Annotated in this window: 16 protein-coding genes; 6 read left to right on the top strand and 10 right to left on the bottom strand. The window is 72.4% G+C overall.

Annotation, left to right across the window (positions count from 1 at the left end; genetic code table 11):
• The first annotated feature begins 168 nt into the window (after positions 1 to 168).
• Positions 169 to 834: a DUF4360 domain-containing protein gene (locus tag JS756_RS11715; RefSeq protein WP_205382979.1), complete on the top strand. Its 666-nt coding sequence runs from the start codon at positions 169 to 171 to the stop codon at positions 832 to 834.
• A 36-nt stretch (positions 835 to 870) separates the two neighbouring features.
• Here the strand turns inward: JS756_RS11715 and JS756_RS11720 are convergent, their stop codons facing one another.
• The 7 genes from JS756_RS11720 to JS756_RS11750 all read right to left on the bottom strand — a co-directional run bounded on the left by JS756_RS11720 (position 871) and on the right by JS756_RS11750 (position 10,046).
• Positions 871 to 2,403: a pyridoxal phosphate-dependent aminotransferase gene (locus JS756_RS11720; protein ID WP_205382980.1), complete on the bottom strand. Its 1,533-nt coding sequence runs from the start codon at positions 2,401 to 2,403 to the stop codon at positions 871 to 873.
• Positions 2,404 to 2,571: 168 nt separating this feature from the next.
• Complete coding sequence (gene mmsB, locus JS756_RS11725) at positions 2,572 to 3,819, bottom strand: multiple monosaccharide ABC transporter permease (RefSeq protein WP_205382981.1); 1,248 nt, start codon at positions 3,817 to 3,819, stop codon at positions 2,572 to 2,574.
• Positions 3,820 to 3,823: 4 nt separating this feature from the next.
• Positions 3,824 to 5,365, bottom strand: coding sequence for a multiple monosaccharide ABC transporter ATP-binding protein (mmsA, locus tag JS756_RS11730; RefSeq protein WP_205382982.1), 1,542 nt, complete (start codon positions 5,363 to 5,365; stop codon positions 3,824 to 3,826).
• A gap of 32 nt (positions 5,366 to 5,397) precedes the next feature.
• Complete coding sequence (chvE, locus tag JS756_RS11735) at positions 5,398 to 6,504, bottom strand: multiple monosaccharide ABC transporter substrate-binding protein (protein WP_205382983.1); 1,107 nt, start codon at positions 6,502 to 6,504, stop codon at positions 5,398 to 5,400.
• Between the two features lie 153 nt (positions 6,505 to 6,657).
• Positions 6,658 to 7,626, bottom strand: a complete 969-nt coding sequence (locus tag JS756_RS11740) for a hypothetical protein (RefSeq protein WP_205382984.1) — start codon at positions 7,624 to 7,626, stop codon at positions 6,658 to 6,660.
• 252 nt (positions 7,627 to 7,878) lie between these two features.
• Entirely contained in the window at positions 7,879 to 8,883 is a 1,005-nt protein-coding gene (locus JS756_RS11745) for a zinc-dependent alcohol dehydrogenase (RefSeq protein WP_205382985.1), read from the bottom strand.
• Positions 8,880 to 10,046, bottom strand: a complete 1,167-nt coding sequence (locus JS756_RS11750) for a mandelate racemase/muconate lactonizing enzyme family protein (RefSeq protein ID WP_205382986.1) — start codon at positions 10,044 to 10,046, stop codon at positions 8,880 to 8,882. The genes JS756_RS11745 and JS756_RS11750 overlap by 4 nt, the downstream gene beginning before the upstream one ends.
• Before the next feature lie 272 nt (positions 10,047 to 10,318).
• Between JS756_RS11750 and JS756_RS11755 the strand changes: the two genes are divergently transcribed.
• The gene (locus JS756_RS11755) at positions 10,319 to 11,284 is read left to right on the top strand and encodes an SCO2400 family protein (protein ID WP_205382987.1); all 966 of its coding nucleotides are present in this window, start codon (positions 10,319 to 10,321) and stop codon (positions 11,282 to 11,284) included.
• A 197-nt stretch (positions 11,285 to 11,481) separates the two neighbouring features.
• Here the strand turns inward: JS756_RS11755 and JS756_RS11760 are convergent, their stop codons facing one another.
• On the bottom strand, positions 11,482 to 11,946 hold the full coding sequence (locus tag JS756_RS11760) for a MarR family winged helix-turn-helix transcriptional regulator (RefSeq protein WP_205382988.1): 465 nt from the start codon (positions 11,944 to 11,946) through the stop codon (positions 11,482 to 11,484).
• An 88-nt stretch (positions 11,947 to 12,034) separates the two neighbouring features.
• Here JS756_RS11760 and JS756_RS11765 point away from each other — a divergent pair, with 88 nt between their 5' ends.
• Both JS756_RS11765 and JS756_RS11770 read left to right on the top strand, forming a co-directional pair.
• The gene (locus JS756_RS11765) at positions 12,035 to 13,042 is read left to right on the top strand and encodes an NADP-dependent oxidoreductase (protein WP_205382989.1); all 1,008 of its coding nucleotides are present in this window, start codon (positions 12,035 to 12,037) and stop codon (positions 13,040 to 13,042) included.
• Between the two features lie 282 nt (positions 13,043 to 13,324).
• Positions 13,325 to 13,744 (top strand): organic hydroperoxide resistance protein, encoded by a 420-nt coding sequence (locus JS756_RS11770; RefSeq protein ID WP_205382990.1) that lies wholly within the window; start codon positions 13,325 to 13,327, stop codon positions 13,742 to 13,744.
• A 64-nt stretch (positions 13,745 to 13,808) separates the two neighbouring features.
• Here the strand turns inward: JS756_RS11770 and JS756_RS11775 are convergent, their stop codons facing one another.
• Positions 13,809 to 14,954: a serine hydrolase domain-containing protein gene (locus tag JS756_RS11775; RefSeq protein ID WP_205382991.1), complete on the bottom strand. Its 1,146-nt coding sequence runs from the start codon at positions 14,952 to 14,954 to the stop codon at positions 13,809 to 13,811.
• 235 nt (positions 14,955 to 15,189) lie between these two features.
• Here JS756_RS11775 and JS756_RS11780 point away from each other — a divergent pair, with 235 nt between their 5' ends.
• Positions 15,190 to 16,053 (top strand): hypothetical protein, encoded by an 864-nt coding sequence (locus JS756_RS11780; RefSeq protein WP_205382992.1) that lies wholly within the window; start codon positions 15,190 to 15,192, stop codon positions 16,051 to 16,053.
• A 412-nt stretch (positions 16,054 to 16,465) separates the two neighbouring features.
• Complete coding sequence (locus JS756_RS11785; protein WP_205382993.1) at positions 16,466 to 17,284, top strand: EI24 domain-containing protein; 819 nt, start codon at positions 16,466 to 16,468, stop codon at positions 17,282 to 17,284.
• A 119-nt stretch (positions 17,285 to 17,403) separates the two neighbouring features.
• Here JS756_RS11785 and JS756_RS11790 read toward each other — a convergent pair whose 3' ends face one another.
• Complete coding sequence (locus JS756_RS11790) at positions 17,404 to 18,354, bottom strand: LysR family transcriptional regulator (RefSeq protein ID WP_438817302.1); 951 nt, start codon at positions 18,352 to 18,354, stop codon at positions 17,404 to 17,406.
• Between the last annotated feature and the right edge of the window lie 69 nt (positions 18,355 to 18,423).

The raw sequence follows: 18,423 nt of genomic DNA on the forward strand, positions 1-18,423 counted from the left end.
GGGGAGTCGGTGGAGCCCACACGTCCGGTCACAGCCGTGTCACAGGCCACGTGTCAGGGGTGAACGTTCCGGATGTGAATGGCCGGGGAACGGCCTTCACAGGGAGCACACGACGGTCGCACAGTCTCACCAACGACCGAACACCCCCCACGGAACGGATGGTTCACCATGCCTGGCGCCTTCCTCATGAGCGGTGCGGCGGCCGCACTGCTCACCGGGACCACCGCCTTACTGCCGGCCCAGCACATCGCGTCCCCCGTGTTCACCGACCCGCCGCCCGACCAAATCGTCATCCAGGTCGCGACCGTGAACGGTTCCGGCTGCCCGCAGGGCACCACGGCCGTGGCCGTCTCCGAGGACAACACGGCCTTCACGGTGACCTACAGCGACTACCTCGCCCAGGCGGGCGGCAACTCCGACCCGATCGCCTTCCGCAAGAACTGCCAGATCAACCTGGTCGTCCACGTCCCGCAGGGCTTCACGTACGCCATCGCCAGCGCCGACTACCGGGGCTTCGCCGCCCTCCAGGCCGGAGCGAGCGGCACGCAGAAGGCCTCGTACTACTTCCAGGGCTCACCGCAGACTGCGTTCCGCAACCACCCGGTGAACGGCCCCTACAACGACAACTGGCAGGCCACGGACGAGACGGACTGGGCCCAACTGGTGTGGGCGCCCTGCGGAGTCCAGCGCAACTTCAACATCAACACGGAGCTGCGCGTGAATGCGGGCACGTCCGCGCCCGACAAGGTCAGCTTCATGACGATGGACTCGACCGACGGCGACATCAGCACGGTGTACCACCTGGCGTGGAAGGAGTGCCCGTCGTCGCGATGACCGCGGTGCCGGGCTCCCGCGCCCGGACGGGGCCGCTCATCCCGCCGCGGCAGGCCAGCCCGCGGCGCTGGGCCAGCCCGTCGCCGGCGCCGGTGTGAGCCCGTTGGTGCCCCTGACCTGGGCCGCGGTCAGCCCGCCCTGGGCAGGCACGCCGGGCGGCGTGAGGCCCGCCGCGGCCGGCTGCGGCACCGGTACGGGCTGCGGTGCCGGTACGGGCTGCGGTGCCGGTAGGGGCTGCGGCAGGGGCTGGGGCACGGGCAGGGGCTGCGGTGCCGGCATCGGCTGCGCCACCGCAGCCGGCTGCTGCAGCGGCCGGGGCGCCTCCGGAGCCGGCAGGGGCGCCGCCGGGACCTGCATCCCCGCTCCGTTGGTGGCACCGACCAGCCGGTCCACCGCCGCCGTACCCGAGCTGTAGCTGGTCCCGGTGCCCAGCTCGGGCACGGCGGCTCCCCTCCTGGTCCCGTAGAGCACCTGTTCCAGGCCGGACACCAGGCGACGCACGTCGACCTGGGGGCGCACCACGAGCCGCAGGAAGCGGCTGGACGAACCGATCTTGTTGCCGCACTCGCGGACCAGGATCCGGTGCTCGGTGAGGAGCCGGTCCCGGACCGCGGTGCCCTCCGCGCCGACGGGCAGGCGCACGAAGAGGAAGTTGCCCTGCGAGGGGTAGACCGTCAGACCCGGCAGCTCGGACAGCCGGCTCGCCATCTCCAGCCGGTCCCGGCGCACCTGCTGCAGGCTCTGCGCGTACTCCGTGGCGTGTTCCTTCAGCATGAAGACGACGTGCTCGGCAAGGGAGTTGAGGTTCCACTTCGGCAGCATGGAGCGGATCCGGCCGGCCAGGGCCGGGTTGGCGACCAGATAGCCGAAGCGTATGCCGTGCAGGCCGAAGTTCTTGCCGAGGCTGCGCAGGACCACGACGTTGGGCCGGAGCATCGCCTCCTGGACGACCGACGGTTCGGTCTCCGCGTCGGCGAACTCCAGGAAGCTCTCGTCGATCACGACCAGGTCCCGGTCGGCCATCGCGTCCATGAACTGCACCACCGCGTGCTTGTGCAGATAACCGCCGTCGGGGTTGTTGGGGTTGCAGACCACCACCGCCCGCGTCCCTCGCGTACGGATGAAGTCGGCATACTGCGCGAGGTCCAGGGCGAAGCCGCCGGACTCCTGCAGCGGGAACATGTCGACCCGCTTCCCGGTCTCCATCGGCTGGTCGGTCCAGCGTCCGAAGGTGGGCACGGGCACGGCGAGCGACTCGCGGACCAGCAGGTGGTCGATCCAGGTGATCAGCTCGGTGGACCCGTTGCCCATCGCCACGCACTGCGGCGGGAGCTGGAGCAGGCTGCACAGCTCCGCGGTGATCGTGTCGGCACTGCTCGGGTAGTAGGTGACGATCTCACGGAGGCGGGCCGCCATCTCGTCGAACATCGCCGGGGTGGGGAAGTACGGATTGCAGGGGATGCAGAAGTCCACCGGCCCGGCCCCGTCGCCGTCCTCCCGGGTCAGCGACGCCATCGACGGGCTGTGCGCCGTGGTGCTGCGGAAGAGCGAGGTGACGTTGCCGGTCAAGGGGACCTCCGTGTCAGGGTGGCCCGTGCGGGGGAGCACGGGCCACCCTGAGATACGGCGGCGGGTTCCGCTTCCGCTTCGCCGGCCGGGCCGCCGTGGGTGCGACGCCCTCGGGCCCGGTGCCCCCGCCCTGTCGGCCCGACGCCGGCCGGAGGGTGCCGAGGCGGTTCAGGAACCGGACCGGCGCTTGTTCCACACGTCGAATCCGACGGCCGCCAGCAGGGCGAAGCCCTTGATGACCTGCTGCCAGTCGGTGCCGACGCTCAGGAGGTTCATGCCGTTGTTCAGCACGCCCAGGACCAGGCCACCGATGATCGCGCCGAGGACGGTGCCCACCCCGCCGCTCATGGACGCACCACCGATGAACGAGGAGGCGATCGCCTCCAGTTCGTAGTTCAGGCCCGCCTTCGGGGAGGCCGCGTTGAGACGGGCGGCGATCGCCAGACCCGCCAGCGCCGCGAGTGCGCCCATGTTCATGAAGACGAGGAAGGTGACCTTCTTGTCCTTCACGCCGGACAGCTTGGCCGCCGGCAGGTTGCCGCCGATCGCGTAGATGTGCCGGCCGAACACCGCGTTGCGCATGACGTAGCCGTAGCCGACCACCAGGGCGCCCAGCACCAGCAACAGGATCGGCGCGCCCTTGTAGCTGGCGAGCAGGAGCGTGAGCACGAGGATCGCGGCGACGATGGAGACCAGCTTGAGCAGGAAGAGGTTGAGGGGGACGACGTCCAGCGAGAACTCCCGCTGGCGCCGGCGGTCGCGGACCTCCTGGAGGACCGCGAAGACGATCAGCACCAGGCCCAGCAGCAGCGTGATGTTGTGGTAGTTCGTGTGCGGGCCGACCTCCGGCAGGAAGCCGTTGCCCATCTTCTGGAGGCCGTTCGGGAACGGGCCGAGGGTCTGCCCCTGGAGCAGGATCTCGGTGAAGCCGCGGAAGATCAGCATGCCCGCGAGCGTGACGATGAACGAGGGGATGCCGAGATACGCGATGAAGAAGCCCTGCGCGGCGCCTCCGATCGCACCCGCGATCAGGCACAGCACCAGGGTGATCGGCCATGGCACGCCGTGCTGCACCGTCAGCACGGCGGCGAAGGCGCCCACGAACGCCGTCATCGACCCGACCGACAGGTCGATGTGGCCCGCGATGATCACCAGCATCATGCCGATCGCGAGGATCAGCACATAGCCGTTCTGCAGCACCAGGTTGGAGACGTTGCGCGGGAGCAGCAGCTGGCCGTCGGTCCAGATCGCGAACAGGGCGACGATGAGGCCGAGGGCGATCAGCATGCCGTACTGCCGCATGTTGCCGCGCAGGTTGCCGGCCAGGAGCTGGAGGACGTTCCCGCCCCGGCCCCCGCCGGCCGGGCCGCCGCCCGGGGGTGCCGCGGCCGGGCTCTTGGTCACTTCGGTGCTCATCGCGTTACCTCTTGTCCTTCGTCATCCGGCGCATCAGCACTTCCTGTGTGGCCTCGGCCCGCGGCACCTCGCCGGTGAGCCGCCCGGCGGCCATGGTGTAGATGCGGTCGCACATGCCGAGCAGTTCGGGCAGTTCGGAGGAGATGAAGACGACCGCCTTGCCCTGCGCGGCCAGCTGGTCGATGACCGTGTAGATCTCGTACTTGGCGCCCACGTCGATGCCGCGCGTCGGCTCGTCCAGGATCAGCACGTCCGGTCCGGCGAAGATCCACTTGCTGAGGACGACCTTCTGCTGGTTGCCGCCGGACAGCTTGCCGACGGTCTCGAAGACGGTCGGCGCCTTGATGTTCATGGACTGCCGGAAGCCCTCGGAGACCTGCCGCTCCTCGTGCTCGTCGACCACGCCGCGCCGGGCGACCTTGTGCAGCGCGGTGAGCGAGATGTTGCGGTTGATGGTGTCGATGAGGTTGAGCCCGTAGTGCTTGCGGTCCTCGGTGACGTAGGCGATGCCGTGCCCGACCGCCTCCGCGACGGTCCTGGTGCGGATCTCCTCCCCGTCCTTGAGGACCGTGCCGCCCGCGTACCGGCCGTAGGCGCGACCGAAGACGCTCATCGCGAGTTCGGTGCGGCCGGCGCCCATCAGTCCCGCGATGCCCACGATCTCCCCGCGCCGCACCCGGATCGACACGTCGTCGACGACCTTGCGGTGCTGGTCGATGGGGTGGTGCACGGTCCAGTTGCGGATCTCCAGCGCCGGGGCCGCGCCCTCCTCGGTCCGGTGCGGGGTGCGCTCGGGGAAGCGGCTGTCGAGGTCCCGCCCCACCATGCCGCTGATGATCCGGTCCTCGGTCGTCTCGGGCGCCCTCACGTCGAGGGTCTCGATGGACAGCCCGTCGCGGATGATCGTGACGGAGTCGGCGACTCTGCGGATCTCGTTGAGCTTGTGGGAGATGATGATCGAGGTGATGTCCTGGTCCTTCAACTGCAGGATGAGATCCAGCAGTTTGCCGCTGTCCTCGTCGTTGAGCGCCGCGGTCGGCTCGTCGAGGATGAGCAGTCTCACCTTCTTCGACAGAGCCTTGGCGATCTCCACCAGCTGCTGCTTGCCGACCCCGATGTCGGCGACCCGCGTCTCGGGATGCTCGTCGAGGCCGACCCGGCGCAGGAGTTCGGTGGCGTGCCTGAGGGTGTCCCTCCAGTTGATGAAGCCGCGGGCGGCGTGCTCGTTGCCGAGGAAGATGTTCTCCGCGAGGGAGAGGTGGGGTACCAGGGCCAGCTCCTGGTGGATGATGACGATGCCGCGCTGCTCGCTGGCCCGGATGTCCCGGAACCGGCACACCTGCCCCTCGAAGAGGATGTCCCCCTCGTAACTGCCGTGCGGATGGACGCCGGAGAGCACCTTCATCAGGGTGGACTTCCCGGCGCCGTTCTCCCCGCAGACGGCGTGGACCTCGCCCTGACGGACCGTCAGTGTGACGTCCGACAGCGCTTTGACACCGGGAAAGGTCTTGACGATCGAGCGCATTTCCAGGACGGGTCCCGCCATGGTCGTGTCTTCCAATCCGTTGGTGTCGCCCGTTACTTGAGCTGGTCGGCGGTGTAGTAGCCGCCGTCGACCAGGACCTTCCGGTAGTTGTCCTTGTCGACGCTCACCGGCTGCAGCAGGTACGAGGGGACGACCTTGGCGCCGTTGTCGTAGGTCTTGGTGTCGTTGACCTCAGGCGTCTTGCCGTCCAGGACGGCGCCGACCATGTTCGAGGCGACCTCGGCCAGCTTGCGGGTGTCCTTGTAGACGGTCTGCGTCTGCTCGCCCGCGGTGATCGACTTCACCGAGGCCAGCTCGGCGTCCTGGCCGGTGAGCACGGGCAGCGGCTTGTCGCCGGAGCCGTAGCTGTCCGACTTCAGCGCCGACAGGATGCCGATGGAGATGCCGTCGTAGGGGGAGAGGACCGCGTCCACCCGGGCGCTCTTGTAGGACTTGGTGAGGATGTCGTCCATGCGCCGCTGCGCGGTGGCGCCGTCCCAGCGCAGGGTGGTGACCTGGGTCAGCTCGGTCTGACCGGAGCGGACGACGAGCTTCTTGCTGTCGATGTAAGGCTGGAGGACGCTCATCGCCCCGTTGAAGAAGTACTTGGTGTTGTTGTCGTCGTTGGAGCCGGCGAACAGCTCGATGTTGAACGGGCCCTTGCCGTCCTTCAGTCCGAGCTTGTCGACGATGTAGTTCGCCTGGAGCTCGCCCACCTTGCTGTTGTCGAACGAGGCGTAGTAGTCGACGTTCGGCGTGCCGAGGATGAGCCGGTCGTAGGCGATGACGGGGATGCCCGCGTCCTTGGCCTGCTGCAGGACGTTGTTGAGGGACTTGTTGTCGATCGCGGCGACGATCAGTGCCTTCACGCCCTGCGTGATCAGGTTCTCGATCTGCGAGACCTGCTGGTCGGGGTCGTCCTCGCCGTAGACGAGCTTGGCCTTGTAGCCCTTGGCCTCCAGGTCCTTCTTGACGTTGTCGCCGTCGGCGATCCACCGCTCGGAGGACTTCGTCGGCATGGCGATGCCGATCGTGCTCCCCTCGGCGGGCCCCTTGTCCTCCTTGCCGCCGCCCTCGCTGTTCTGCCCGCAGGCGGTGAGGGTGAGGGCGAGGACGGCGGCTCCGGCTATGGCTGCGAGGGCGGCTCTGCGGTTGCGCATGGTCATCTTCCTTGATGTCTGAGCACGGCCTGGTCGGGAGGTGCGGCAACGCGGGGGAGGTGCGGTCGGTCCGGGCGGAGAACCCGGGAGCGGATGGCTGTGTGCGATTCTGTTTGACTGCGTCGCCTTCTGTGAAGTGGTGTGTCTGAAAATTTATGAACGTGTTTCGAAGCGCCGAAGGCTTCCCGGTAGCCGCGAGCCCAGCGGTGCCATGTCCCCGTCGGCGCCGTGCCGTGCCAGCAGGTCCAGCGCCAGCCGGCCGCGCCGCACCCGCTCCCGGGCGGTGGCCAGTGCGGCGTCCCGCAGGTGATGGCCGTAGGGGTAGAGGGTGGGCGCCTTCGACAGGCCGAACTTCAGATACAGCGGCGCCCCGCGCCGGATCAGCTCGGCGACCTCGTGCATCCGCACATAGCCGCCGAGGTCGTCCGGCGCCTCGATGTACATGTCCAGCGGTGCGCCCGACGCCCGCCGGATCTCGGTGAGGTGGCCGAGCGTCAGGTCGCTGGGCACGTTGACGGAGTCGGCGCCGAGGCGCTCGTACACCGCGTAGCTCGTCGGGTTCACGGGTCCGATGAGCGCCGAGACCTTCAGTGTGGTGTCGGCCGGGAGGATGCCCTGAGTCCGCGCCCGGTGCAGGGTCCACAGCACGCCCTCGTCGGCGACGAGGAGGCACCTGACGCCCAGCTCCGCGGCGCGCAGGGCGTCCTCGACACACCCGGCGACGGCGTCGCGGCCGCGGGCGCGCGCTCCGGCGCCGCCCGAGTCGGTGCGGGTGGAACCGCCGATGTCCCAGGTGCCGCGCGGGCCGGTGAACAGGCAGAGCTCGATGCCGCGCTCGGCGGCGGCCTCGACCATCTCGGTGATCTCGGCGTCGGTCAACATCCACACGCCGCTGCCCTGGCTGATCCGGTGGATCGGCACGTCGAGCCGCGCGGCCTCCTTCAGGATCACCGCCAGCGCCTCGGGTCCCTCGCACGAGGGGATCTCGGTGCGCCAGCGGCCGCCGCCGGGGAACGAGTGCGGCGAGGTGTCGGCGGGGTCGGGCGGTGGTGCGGCCAGGCCGAGCGCGGCGAGCGCCCGCTCGCCGGGGCGTCGGGCGGCGGGGATGCAGGGGTCGGTCACGAGCGGTCCTTCCGTTCGGTATGTCGGACGAGGTTCGGGGATCTCGACATGCAGGGACCGGGCCCCGTCGCGTGCGGGCCGGGCTTCGCGGCAGGGCTGCGGCGCGGGCGGGGCTGCGGTCCCGGTGCCGCGGTGGCCCGGTGCGGCGGGACGGGATTCCCGGTGCGGCGGGGTCGGTGGTCAGGTCGGCATGGGGATGCGGTACGCCGGTCGGGGGAGGTGGCCGTCGGAGTGCCCCGGACCGGTGTGCGCCTACGGGCGGACGAGCACCTTGCCGACCTTCGGATCGCCGGACCCCACCAGCTCGACGGCGCGGGAGAACGCGGCGAGCGGCAGCTCGTGCGTCACCAGCGGCAGCGGATCCAGCAGCCCGGCGGCGAAGAACCGCACCGCGTGCGCCCAGGCGCCCGGCGGCGCCCCGAACACGGTGCGCACCTCCAGCTGCCGTACGACGAGGTCGGTCGGGTCGAGCCGGTCGGCGCCCGGTGCCGGGATCCCGGTCAGCACCAGCCGTCCCCCGCGCCGCAGCAGTGCGGCGGCGGTCCGGGCGGCGTCGGCGGACCCGGCGGTCTCGATCACCACGTCGAAGTCGTCCGGCAGCGGCCGGTCCCGGGTCAGGAAGGCGGTGGCGCCGAAGTTCCGGGCGAGTTCCGCACGGTCGTCGCGCGTGCCGACGACGAGCAGCTCGCCCGGGGACACGGCACGCAGGAACTGCACGGCGAACATGCCGAGCGTCCCGGTGCCCACCACCGCGACCCGGTCGCCGGGGCGAGCGTTCGCCCGCAGCGCGGCGGCGGCCACGCAGGCGGCCGGCTCCAGCAGCGCCGCCGCGGTCAGGTCGGCGTCGTCGGGCAGCACGTGCAGCAGCCGGGCCGGCAGGGTGAGGGTGGCGGCCATGGCGCCCGGCTGTGTGAACCCCGTCTCCTCGTAACCGGCGGAGCACAGGGTCGTCTCCCCGGCGTGGCAGCGGGCGCAGACCTGGCAGTTGCGGAAGCCCTCGCCGACGACCTTCCTGCCGACCAGCGAGGGCGGCACCCCGGCACCGGCGGCCTCGACCGTCCCCGACCACTCGTGGCCGGGGACGAGGGGGTAACGGACGTACCCTTCGGGCCGGTTGCCCTGGTACACCTCGCGGTCGCTGCCGCAGATGCCGGCGGCGTGCACGCGCACCAGCGCCTCGCCGGGTTCCGGCTGCCGGGGCTCGTGCGGGACGAGCCGGTGCACGCCGGGCGCCTCGACGACGACGGCGGTGCTCATCGCCCGGCCGCCTTCGGCTGCCGCTTCTCCCAGCCCTCGGCCCACAGGTCGAAGCGGGCCTGCTGCTGCGGGAACTCGGCGGCGGCGTCGACGTCGAGTTCGACCCCGAGGCCCGGCGCGTCGGTGAGCGGGAAGCAGCCGTCCTCGGGGTCCACCTGCGGGGCCCCCTTGACGACCTTCCTGATCTCCGCGTCGGCGAAGTCGTTGAAGTGCTCCAGGACCTTGAAGTTGGGGGAGGTGAACCCGACCTGGAGGGAGGCGGCGGTGAGGACGGGACCGCCGACGTTGTGCGGTGCGACGAGCATGTAGTGGGTCTCGGCGGTGGCGGCGAGCTTGCGCGTCTCCCAGATGCCGCCGATGTGGCCGACGTCCGGCTGGACGATGTCGACGGCCTGACTGTCGAACAGCTCGCGGAACTCGATCCGGTCGTGGATGCGTTCGCCCGTGGCCACCGGCACGTCGACCTTGGCGGCGACCTTCTCCAGCGCCTTGAGGTTCTCCGGCGGAACCGGCTCCTCCAGCCAGGCGGGCCGGAACGGCGCGAGCTCCCCGGCGAGCCGGACCGCCGTGGCGGGCGAGAACCGCCCGTGCATCTCCAGCATCAGCTCGGCGTCCGGGCCGATGGCGTCGCGCACGGCCTCGACGAGGGAGACGGCGTACAGGGTCTGCCGGTGGTCCAGCTCGAAGTGCCCGGTGCCGAACGGGTCGATCTTCAGCGCCCGGTACCCGCGCTCCATGACCCCGTGCGCCGCCGCGTGGTAGGCCTCGGGCGTCCGCTCGGTGGTGTACCAGCCGTTGGCGTAGGCCTTGACCCGGTCGGTCACCTTCCCGCCGAGCAGCTGCCAGACCGGCACGCCGAGAGCCTTGCCCTTGATGTCCCAGCACGCCATCTCCACGACGGCGATCCCGGACATGACGATCTCGCCGGCGCGCCCGTAGTCGCCGTACTTCATGCGCCGGACGAGGTCCTCGACGGCGAACGGGTCCGAGCCGAGGACGTGGTTGGCCTCGGCCTCCTCGAGATAGCCGAGCAGGGCGTCGGTGTGCCCCAGCATCCGGGTCTCGCCGACACCGGTGATCCCCTCGTCGGTGTGCACCTGGACGTATGTCAGGTTGCGCCAGGGCGTCCCGACCACGTGTGTGCTGATTCCGGTGATGCGCACGGCAGTCGCCCCTCGTGAACGTCGGATCTGTTCGAAATTTCGTCACACGTTCGAAATGCTGGCGTGACAGTAAGGACGGGGCCGAGGGCGTGTCAATGGGGGGTGGGCGGAAGCCTTTCAGCGGTTTCGGCGGCTCGTTCTTCGAAGGCCGGTTTCGCTCGGGTGTCGCCGGTGATGGGGTGGCTTGGCGCGCCGGGGCGGGCGGTCTCCCACACAACCTTCACAGCGGCGCCTCGGAACGTCACCGGCGCGGAACTTAGTCTTCCCGCGTCATGGACTTCTGTCACGCCTGCCACCGCCACCTCAACGGTGCCCTCGTCTGCCCGGGATGCGGCACCCCGGTCGAAGAGATCCGCGCTCGGGCGGAGGCGGCGCACGGCGGGCGAGGGGCCTACGGCGTCCCGGCCCGCGACCCGCACGGGGCGGTGCGCGGCGGCCCCGCCGGCGCACCGCACCACCACCCCGTCGCCGGTGCGGTCGGTGGCGGCCCGGGCGACGCGCCGATCGGCGGCCGCGGTGCCCGGCCCGGTGGTGTCACCGACGACGGTTCCGGTGGGGCGGGCGACGGTCCCGCCGCTGCGGTCGGCACCGCCGTCGCGGGCCGCGCGGGCGAAGGGCGCGGGGCCGGCGAGGGGGCGCCGCGGGAGGGGCGGGCCGCACGCCGCCGCGCGGGCGGGAGCCGCCGCGGGCGAGGGCCGTCCGCCGCGGAGGAGCCGGGGGTGGGCGCCCTGGCCGTCAGCCGTCGCGACCGCAAGGCGGCGGCCCACCGCAGGCGCCGCCGCCGCGTCGCTCTCGCCGCCGCGGGCGTCGTCCTGGCGGCGGGCGGCCTGAGCCTTGCGGAACTCGGCATCGACGCGCCCGGCGTGACGCCCTCCGAGCCGGCCGTCACCGACGGCGGCACCGCGCCGGACGGGGTGTCCACGCAGACGGGTTCCACGGAGCGGGAGTCCGCCCGTCCCCTCGACGGCGTCGCCGGTGCGGGCGCCTCCGCGTCGGCCGGCGCGTATCCGTCGCCGTCGGTCTCGCCGTCCGCGTCCGCGACGGATGCGCCGAGCCCCGGCCCGGACGAGTCGGCCGGGCCGAAGTCCTCCGCCCCGGCGCCCACGCCTTCCTCCGCGACCCCGTCCGCCGGACCGCCCGCGCCCCCGACCCCGACGGTGGACCCGACGACGTCCGCTCCGTCGCCCGATCCGAAGCCGTCGGAGACCTGCAGCCGCTTCCTGTGGTGGTGCACCTGAGGGACGGGTCCGTGCGTCGGCGCCCGGTTCGGCGCCTCGGTGGCGCGGTCGGGGTGCGGACCGGTCTCGGTTCGCGGGGCGGCGAGGGCCGTCGCGCGCTCACCGCGGCGGACGGCGACCGGCGAGCCCGCGCCGGAACGCCCTGCTCGCGCACGGCGCCGTCCGGCGCCGCGCCGACCGGCCGGGACGGCGACGGGTCAGGCGGCCGTTCCCCCGGGGGTGGACTCCGCCCCCAGCATCCGCCGCAGCAGATCGCGCAGGGACAGCTGCTCCTCCTCCGACAGGGCCGCCAGCGGTTCGCGGGCGAAGCCGAGCGAGTCGCGCAGCGCGCGGGCGAGGTGGCGGCCCTCGTCGGTGGCGACGGCCACCTTCACGCGGCGGTCGGCCGGATCCGGTCGGCGCTCCACCAGGCCGCGTGATTCGAGCCGGTCGACGATGCCGGTGACGTTGGACGGCTCGCACTTGAGCTTCTGGGCCAGCTTGCGCATCGGCAGCGGCTCCAGGGTGAGCAGGCCCAGCAGCCTGGCCTGGGCGCCGGTCAGGGAGTGCTCGGCGGCGGCCTGCTCGTACTCCTCGTGGTAGCGAGCCACGACCGAGCCGATGAGCTCGACGACCTCCAGGGTCACTGCGTCGGGGCGGCGGGTCTTGTGCGGTGTGGCCATGGACACCAGGGTACCCGTTTACTTGACAACATGAAATATTCAGGCGCATGGTTGTTTCAGGTAGTGAAGTAAATGGAAAGGTCCTGGCATGATCAACCGTGAATGGCACCTCCTCTCCCGCCCGGTCGGCTGGCCCGAGGTCGAGGACTTCGCCCTGGTGGAGGCTCCGATGCCGACGCCCGGCGAGGGGCAGGTCCTGGTCCGCAACAGGTACCTCTCCGTCGACCCGTACATGCGCGGCCGGATGAGCGCCGCCAAGTCGTACGTCGCCCCCTTCGAACTCGGCAAGGTCATGCAGGGTGGCGCCGTCGGCGAGGTCGTCGAGTCCCGCGCCGAGGGGATCGAGGTGGGTGACCACGTCCTGCACTTCCTGGGCTGGCGGGAGTACGCCGCGGTGGACTCCGCCCAGGCCGTCAAGGTCGGCTCGGCCGGTTCGGGTGACGTACCCCTGTCGGCCTACCTCGGTGTCCTCGGCATGACCGGCCTCACCGCCTACGCCGGCCTGCTGCGCACCGCCTCCTTCAAGGAGGGCGACGCCGTGTTCGTCTCCGGCGCCGCGGGTGCCGTGGGCAGCCAGGTGGGCCAGATCGCCAAGCTCAAGGGCGCCTCCCGCGTCATCGGTTCGGCGGGTTCGGACGAGAAGGTCAAGCTCCTGGTCGAGGAGTACGGCTTCGACGCCGCCTTCAACTACCGCAACGGCCCCGTCGCCGAGCAGCTGCGCGCCGCCGCCCCCGACGGCATCGACGTCTACTTCGACAACGTCGGCGGCGACCACCTGGAGGCCGCCATCGGCTCCCTCAACCGGGACGGCCGGATCGCGGTCTGCGGCATGATCTCCGTCTACAACAACACCGAGCCCGCGCCCGGCCCGAAGAACCTGGCCCGTCTGATCCAGACCCGCGGCCGCATCGAGGGCTTCCTGGTCGGCGACCACTACGACCTCCAGCCCCAGTTCGTCCAGGAGGTCGGCCCCTGGGTCGCCTCGGGCGCGCTGAAGCACCGTGAGACGGTCGTCGAGGGCGTCGAGAACACCCTGGAGGCGTTCCTGGGCGTCCTGCGCGGCGACAACATCGGGAAGATGGTCGTCAAGCTCTGAGGCGGCCCGGCGGTCCGCGGGCCTGGTGGCTCCGAGCGGTGCCGGCTCCGGGCGGCGTCGACCCCGCACGGTGACCGCCCCGAACCGGGCGAGCCCCGAGTCCCCGAGTTCCGGTGGCTCGGGGGCTCGACGGTCCTCGCGCCGTGCGACCTGTCGCCGACGGCGGCTCCCGGGTCCACCCGGACACCCTTCCCGTCGATTCCGACATGCGGTAACTTCTTTCCGAAATCTGTCGACGGCCCTGGGCGCGAGCCGCGGCGGACCGAGGAGGAAGACAACCGCATGTCGATTCAGCAGTCCGACGTCCTGTACACAGCCGTCGCCGTCGCCGAGAACGGCCGCGACGGCCGGGTCGCCACCGACGACGGCAAGCTCGACGTCGTCGTGAACCCGCCGAAGGAGATGGGCGGCAGCGGCGCGGGCACCAACCCGGAGCAGCTGTTCGCCGCCGGTTACAGCGCCTGCTTCCAGGGCGCCCTCGGCGTCGTGGCCCGCCAGGAGGGCGCGGACGTCTCCGATTCGACCGTCACCGCCAAGGTCGGCATCGGCAGGAACAGCGACGGCTTCGGCATCATCGTGGAGATCTCGGCGGACATCCCGAAGGTCGACGCCGGCACCGCGCGGTCCCTGGTCGAGAAGGCCCACCAGGTCTGCCCGTACTCCAAGGCCACCCGCGGCAACATCACCGTCGTGCTGGTCTGACGGGCGGCGCCCGCGGACGACGAGGGCCGCGCCCGGACGCCGGGCGCGGCCCTGCTCCGTCACCTCACCCGCGCAGGGCGGCGGTGTGCACGGCCCGCACCAGCCGGGCGTTCTCCGGCGCCGCCCCGCCCGGGAAGGCCACCCGGCGCCGCGTGTAGCCGTAGGCGAGGCCGCTGCGGGGGTCGGCGAAGGCCTGCGACCCGCCCGCGCCGCTGTGGCCGACGGCCCCCGCGCCCAGGAACGGGTACCACATGTCCGCGGTCGCCTGGAAACCCAGCGCGAACGACTTGTGGGTCCGCTGCACCAGGTCGTACCCCGTCGAGTGGATCTGCCCGAACTCGGCCAGCGTGTCCGGCTTCAGCAGCGGCGGCCGGCCGTCCAGCTCGCTCGTCATCGCCGCGTACATCCCGGCCAACCCGCGCGCCGAGGCCACCCCGCCCACCGACGCCGGGCCCCTGGCGCGCACCGCGCGGGAGTTGGCGAGGTCCTCCAGTGTCCCCGGGTCCGGCACATGCGTGTTGAACGCGATCGAGGCCAGCGTGTGCGGCCCGTCCGGGCGGGCGTCCAGCGCCGCCTGCTGCTCCGGCGTCGGCCTCATCGGCTGCACGGAACGGAAGCGGGGCTCCTCGGCCTCGGGCAGCCCCAGGTGGAAGTCCAGGGCGTACGGAGCCCGCACCCGGTCCTCCCAGACGTCCTGGAGTGTCCGCCCCGTCGCCCGTCTCACGACCTCGCCGGTCAGCGCGCCGACCACCAGCGCGTGGTAGCCGAAAGCCGTGCCCGGGCGCCAGAACGGCTTCTGGTCGGCGAGGCGTTCGGCGACGGCGCGGTCGTCGGCCAGCTCCTCCCGGGAGAAGCCGGCGTCGAGCCCGATCAGTCCGGCCCGGTGCGCGAGCAGGTCCCGCAGGGTCAGCGAGCCCTTGCCCTCACCGCCGAACTCCGGCCAGTAGTAGGTCACCTTGCGGTCCAGCTCCAGCGTGCCGTCCTGCACGAGCAGCGCGACCACGAGGTGCGCGGCGCCCTTGGTGGAGGAGTACACGCCGTAGAGGGAACCGGCGTCCGCGCCCACCCACAGGTCGACCACCCTGCGCCCGTGCACATGGGCGCACAACTGCCCCTCGTAGTCGGGCCGCTCCTGTGCGACGAACGCGGCGAACTGCTCGCGTGCCGCCTCGAACCCGGCCGCCACCGTGCCGTGGATCTCCTGCGTCATCCGCTCTCCCTCCTTCGCTCTCCGAGATCGGTACGGCGAGATGTACCTGTTCGACTCAACCGCAACACGGGGGTGCCGGTGTCACCGATGCCCGTGCCAATGCCCCGGATGGCGCACGGCCCGGACACCGGAGGGGCATGCTGGGGGCGGGAACGGCACGGGCACCGCACAGCACGGCGAGGACATCGTACGGGCACGGCACGGGCGCGCAGGGCGCGCGAGGCGAGGAGGGCCCATGGCAACGATCCCGTCGCTCCCCGGCAGGGACGACATGCAGCGCATGGCACGCTCCACCACCGACATCACCGGGCAACTCCTGCACACCGCCGCGAACATCACCAGGATCGCGGTCAACACGTTGGATCCGCGCGAGGGTTCCGGCACGGAGCTGCTGCGGGTCCTTCGCCGGACCACGGCCGAACTGGCCGAGGCCAGCGGCTCGCCGCAGGCACAGGAGGCCTTCTCCCGTATCGTCGACACCCTGACCCGGCTCGGCACGAGCGGCGCCCCGCTCGCCGTGCACCCGGTCAGCGAGCCCGCCCAGGCCCTGCTCACCGCGCTCGGGGACAGCCTCCTTCCGGTGCTGGACGCGGTGGAACCGGCCGTGGAGGACTTCGCGGAGGCCCTCGGCGACCTGGTCGACTCCCTCTCCCCGCTGCTGCCCGCCGGCGCCGGCCTGGCGGCGGGCGTCCTGCTCGCCCTCACCCCCGTCCTGCAGTCGGCCGCGGAGGTCCTGCACGACGTGTCCCCCGAGCTGCACCGCATCGCCGACGCGCTGACGGCCGCGGCGGCGCCGCTGATGCCCCTGCACGCCGCCCTCGCGGAACGGGCGGCGGTGGCCGGGGCCGAAGTGGTCCGCTCCGCCCTGCCCCCGATGGCCGACCTGGCGGAGGCGGCTGCCGCCTCCGCCGACGCCGTCCGGCCGGTCCTGGCCGCCGGTGAGGAACTGGTCGTGGCCGGCCTCGAACAGCTCCAGCCCCTGCTGCTCGCCGGCGCGGCCCGCACCGGTCGCGTCGCCCGCGCGGCGGCGGTCCGGGTGTCGGCGGCGATCTCGCCGGCGGCGGAGCACGGGGTCGTGGTGACGGTGACGTCCGGTTGACCCCCGGGGCCCGACGACCGTGGCAGGGGCACCACGCCCCCGGGGCCCCGCCGCCGAGGGCACCGCCACGGGGCCGGCGGGCGGACGCACCGCTGCCGCACGGCCGCCGTGGCACCTCCGGTCCCGGCCGCGCCCGTCCGCCGCTGCCGTCCCGGGACCCGACAGAGCTCCCGCGGAGACGCCGGTTCGCCTCCCGGAGGGCGCCTCCCGGCCGCCGGTTCCGCCCCTTGACGGCCGGCGGGACCGCCGCGGCCCCTGATCCGGCGCCCGGCGCCCGGCGCCAGGCCCCCGCACGGCCCTCCCACCACGGCCCCGCCGCATGCCCCAGCTGCCCCGCCGTCCCCCGCACGGCCCCGCGGTGCCCGGGCCGGGGGCCCCGGGCGCGTCGGCACGCGGCCGATAGAGTGCGCCCATGCGTGATCTCGGGGTGGGTTTCGGTCATCTCCTCAAGGGCCAGCGGTGGGTGGCCCGGCACGGCAGGCAGTTCGGGTTCGGACTCGTTCCCGGCCTGATCACCCTGGTGCTCTATGCCGCGGCCCTCGTCTCCCTCGCCCTGTGGGGTCAGGACTTCGTCACCTGGGCCACCCCCTTCGCGGACGACTGGTCCAGCCCGTGGCCGGGACTGTTCCGCGGACTCCTGACGGCCCTGCTGTTCGCGCTCGGCCTGCTCCTCGCCGTCGTCACCTTCACCGCCGTCACGCTGCTGGTGGGGCAGCCCTTCTACGAGAGCCTTTCGGAGACCGTCGACCGCGACGTGTCCCCGGACGGCACCGCACCCGAGTCGGAGCTGCCGCTCTGGCGCGACCTGTGGATCTCCGGCCGGGACAGCCTGCGGATCGTGGTCCGCGCGGGTCTGTGGGGTGTGCTCCTGTTCGCCCTCGGCTTCCTGCCCGTCGTCGGGCAGACCGCCGTCCCGGTGCTGGGCTTCTTCGTCACCGGTTTCTTCCTCACCGAGGAACTGACCGCCGTCGCCCTCCAGCGCCGCGGCGTCCAGCTGCGCGAGCGTCTGGTGCTGCTGCGCTCCCGCAAGCTCCTGGTGTGGGGCTTCGGCACGCCCCTCGGCCTGGCGTTCCTCGTCCCCTTCGTCGCCGTGTTCCTGATGCCCGGCGCGGTCGCCGGAGCGACGCTGCTGGCGCGGGAGCTGCTGGGCGAGGAGATCCGCGACGGCGACGGCCGCACCGACCCCGAGGGCGCCCCGGACGCCCCGCGGGACGAGCACGCCCATCGATGACGCGGCCGGAGGCCGGCCGGGGCGGCCCCGACCGTTTCCACGGCCCGGATGTACGCCCCCTGCCCCTGCCCCTGCCCCTGACCTGTCCGCGGGCCGACCGGCGCGAACGCGGAGCCCGCTCAGGCGGGCAGCGTCGCGGCCGACTCCCGCAACGCCGCGACGAACGCCCGCGCCACGGGTGTGAGCGACCGGCCGCGTGCCGCCGCCGCGTACACCGCGCGGGCCGGCGCCCCCGCGTCGCGCACCCGCAGCAGCGCCACGTCCGTCCGTACGGACGCGGCGGCGAGCGCCGGGACCAGCGCCACGCCGAGCCCCGCGGCGACGTAGCCCTGCTTGGCGGTCCACTCGGCCACCACATGCGCGATCCGCGGCCGGAATCCGGCACGGAGCGCGGCGTCGAGGAGGGTGCCCTCCGGGCGGCGGCTGCCGGAGACCCACTCGGCGTCCGCGAACCGCGCCAGTTCCACCGGCCCCGTCGTACCGGTCAGGGGATGGCCGGCGGGGACGGCGACGTACAGCGGTTCGTCGAGGAGATGGTGCAGCTCGTAGGGGTCCAGCCGGGCACCGCCCGTCGTGGAGACGACCGCCAGGTCCAGCCGCCCCACGGCCAGCCGGTCCAGCAGCTCGGGCGAGAGACCCTCCTCGCGGTGGACGCGGACACGGGAGTGGCGGGCGCGGAAGGCGGCCAGGGCCTGCGGTACGAGGGCGGCGTCGGCGGTGGCGAAGGCGCCGAAGCGCAGCCGCCCGCCGGACGCCTCACGCAGGTCCGCCAGTTCGCGGGCGGCGGTGTGCAGTGAGCCGGTGACGGCCTCGGCGTGCGGGAGGAGCACCCGCCCGGCGTCGGTGAGCCGTACGCCGCGCGGCAGCCGGTCGAAGAGAGGGGAGCCGCCCAGCGCCGACTCCAGGGAGGAGATCTGCCGGGAGACCGCGGACTGGGTCCAGCCCAGCACGCGCGCCGCCACCGTGAACGACCCGTGCCGGGCGACCTCCAGGAAGACCCGCAGCCAGACCGTGGACAGGCCGGGTACGCCCGCCTGCCCGTCATCATGCTCATCACGCATGGCAGCCATGCTGGACATTCGCTTGTCGCGGGGCAAGGGGCGGCCTAGCGTCGTGACCGGGGAGGAGACGCGGCGCCG

This window comes from Streptomyces actuosus (genome assembly GCF_016921115.1).
GTDB classification, from domain to species: domain Bacteria; phylum Actinomycetota; class Actinomycetes; order Streptomycetales; family Streptomycetaceae; genus Streptomyces; species Streptomyces actuosus_A.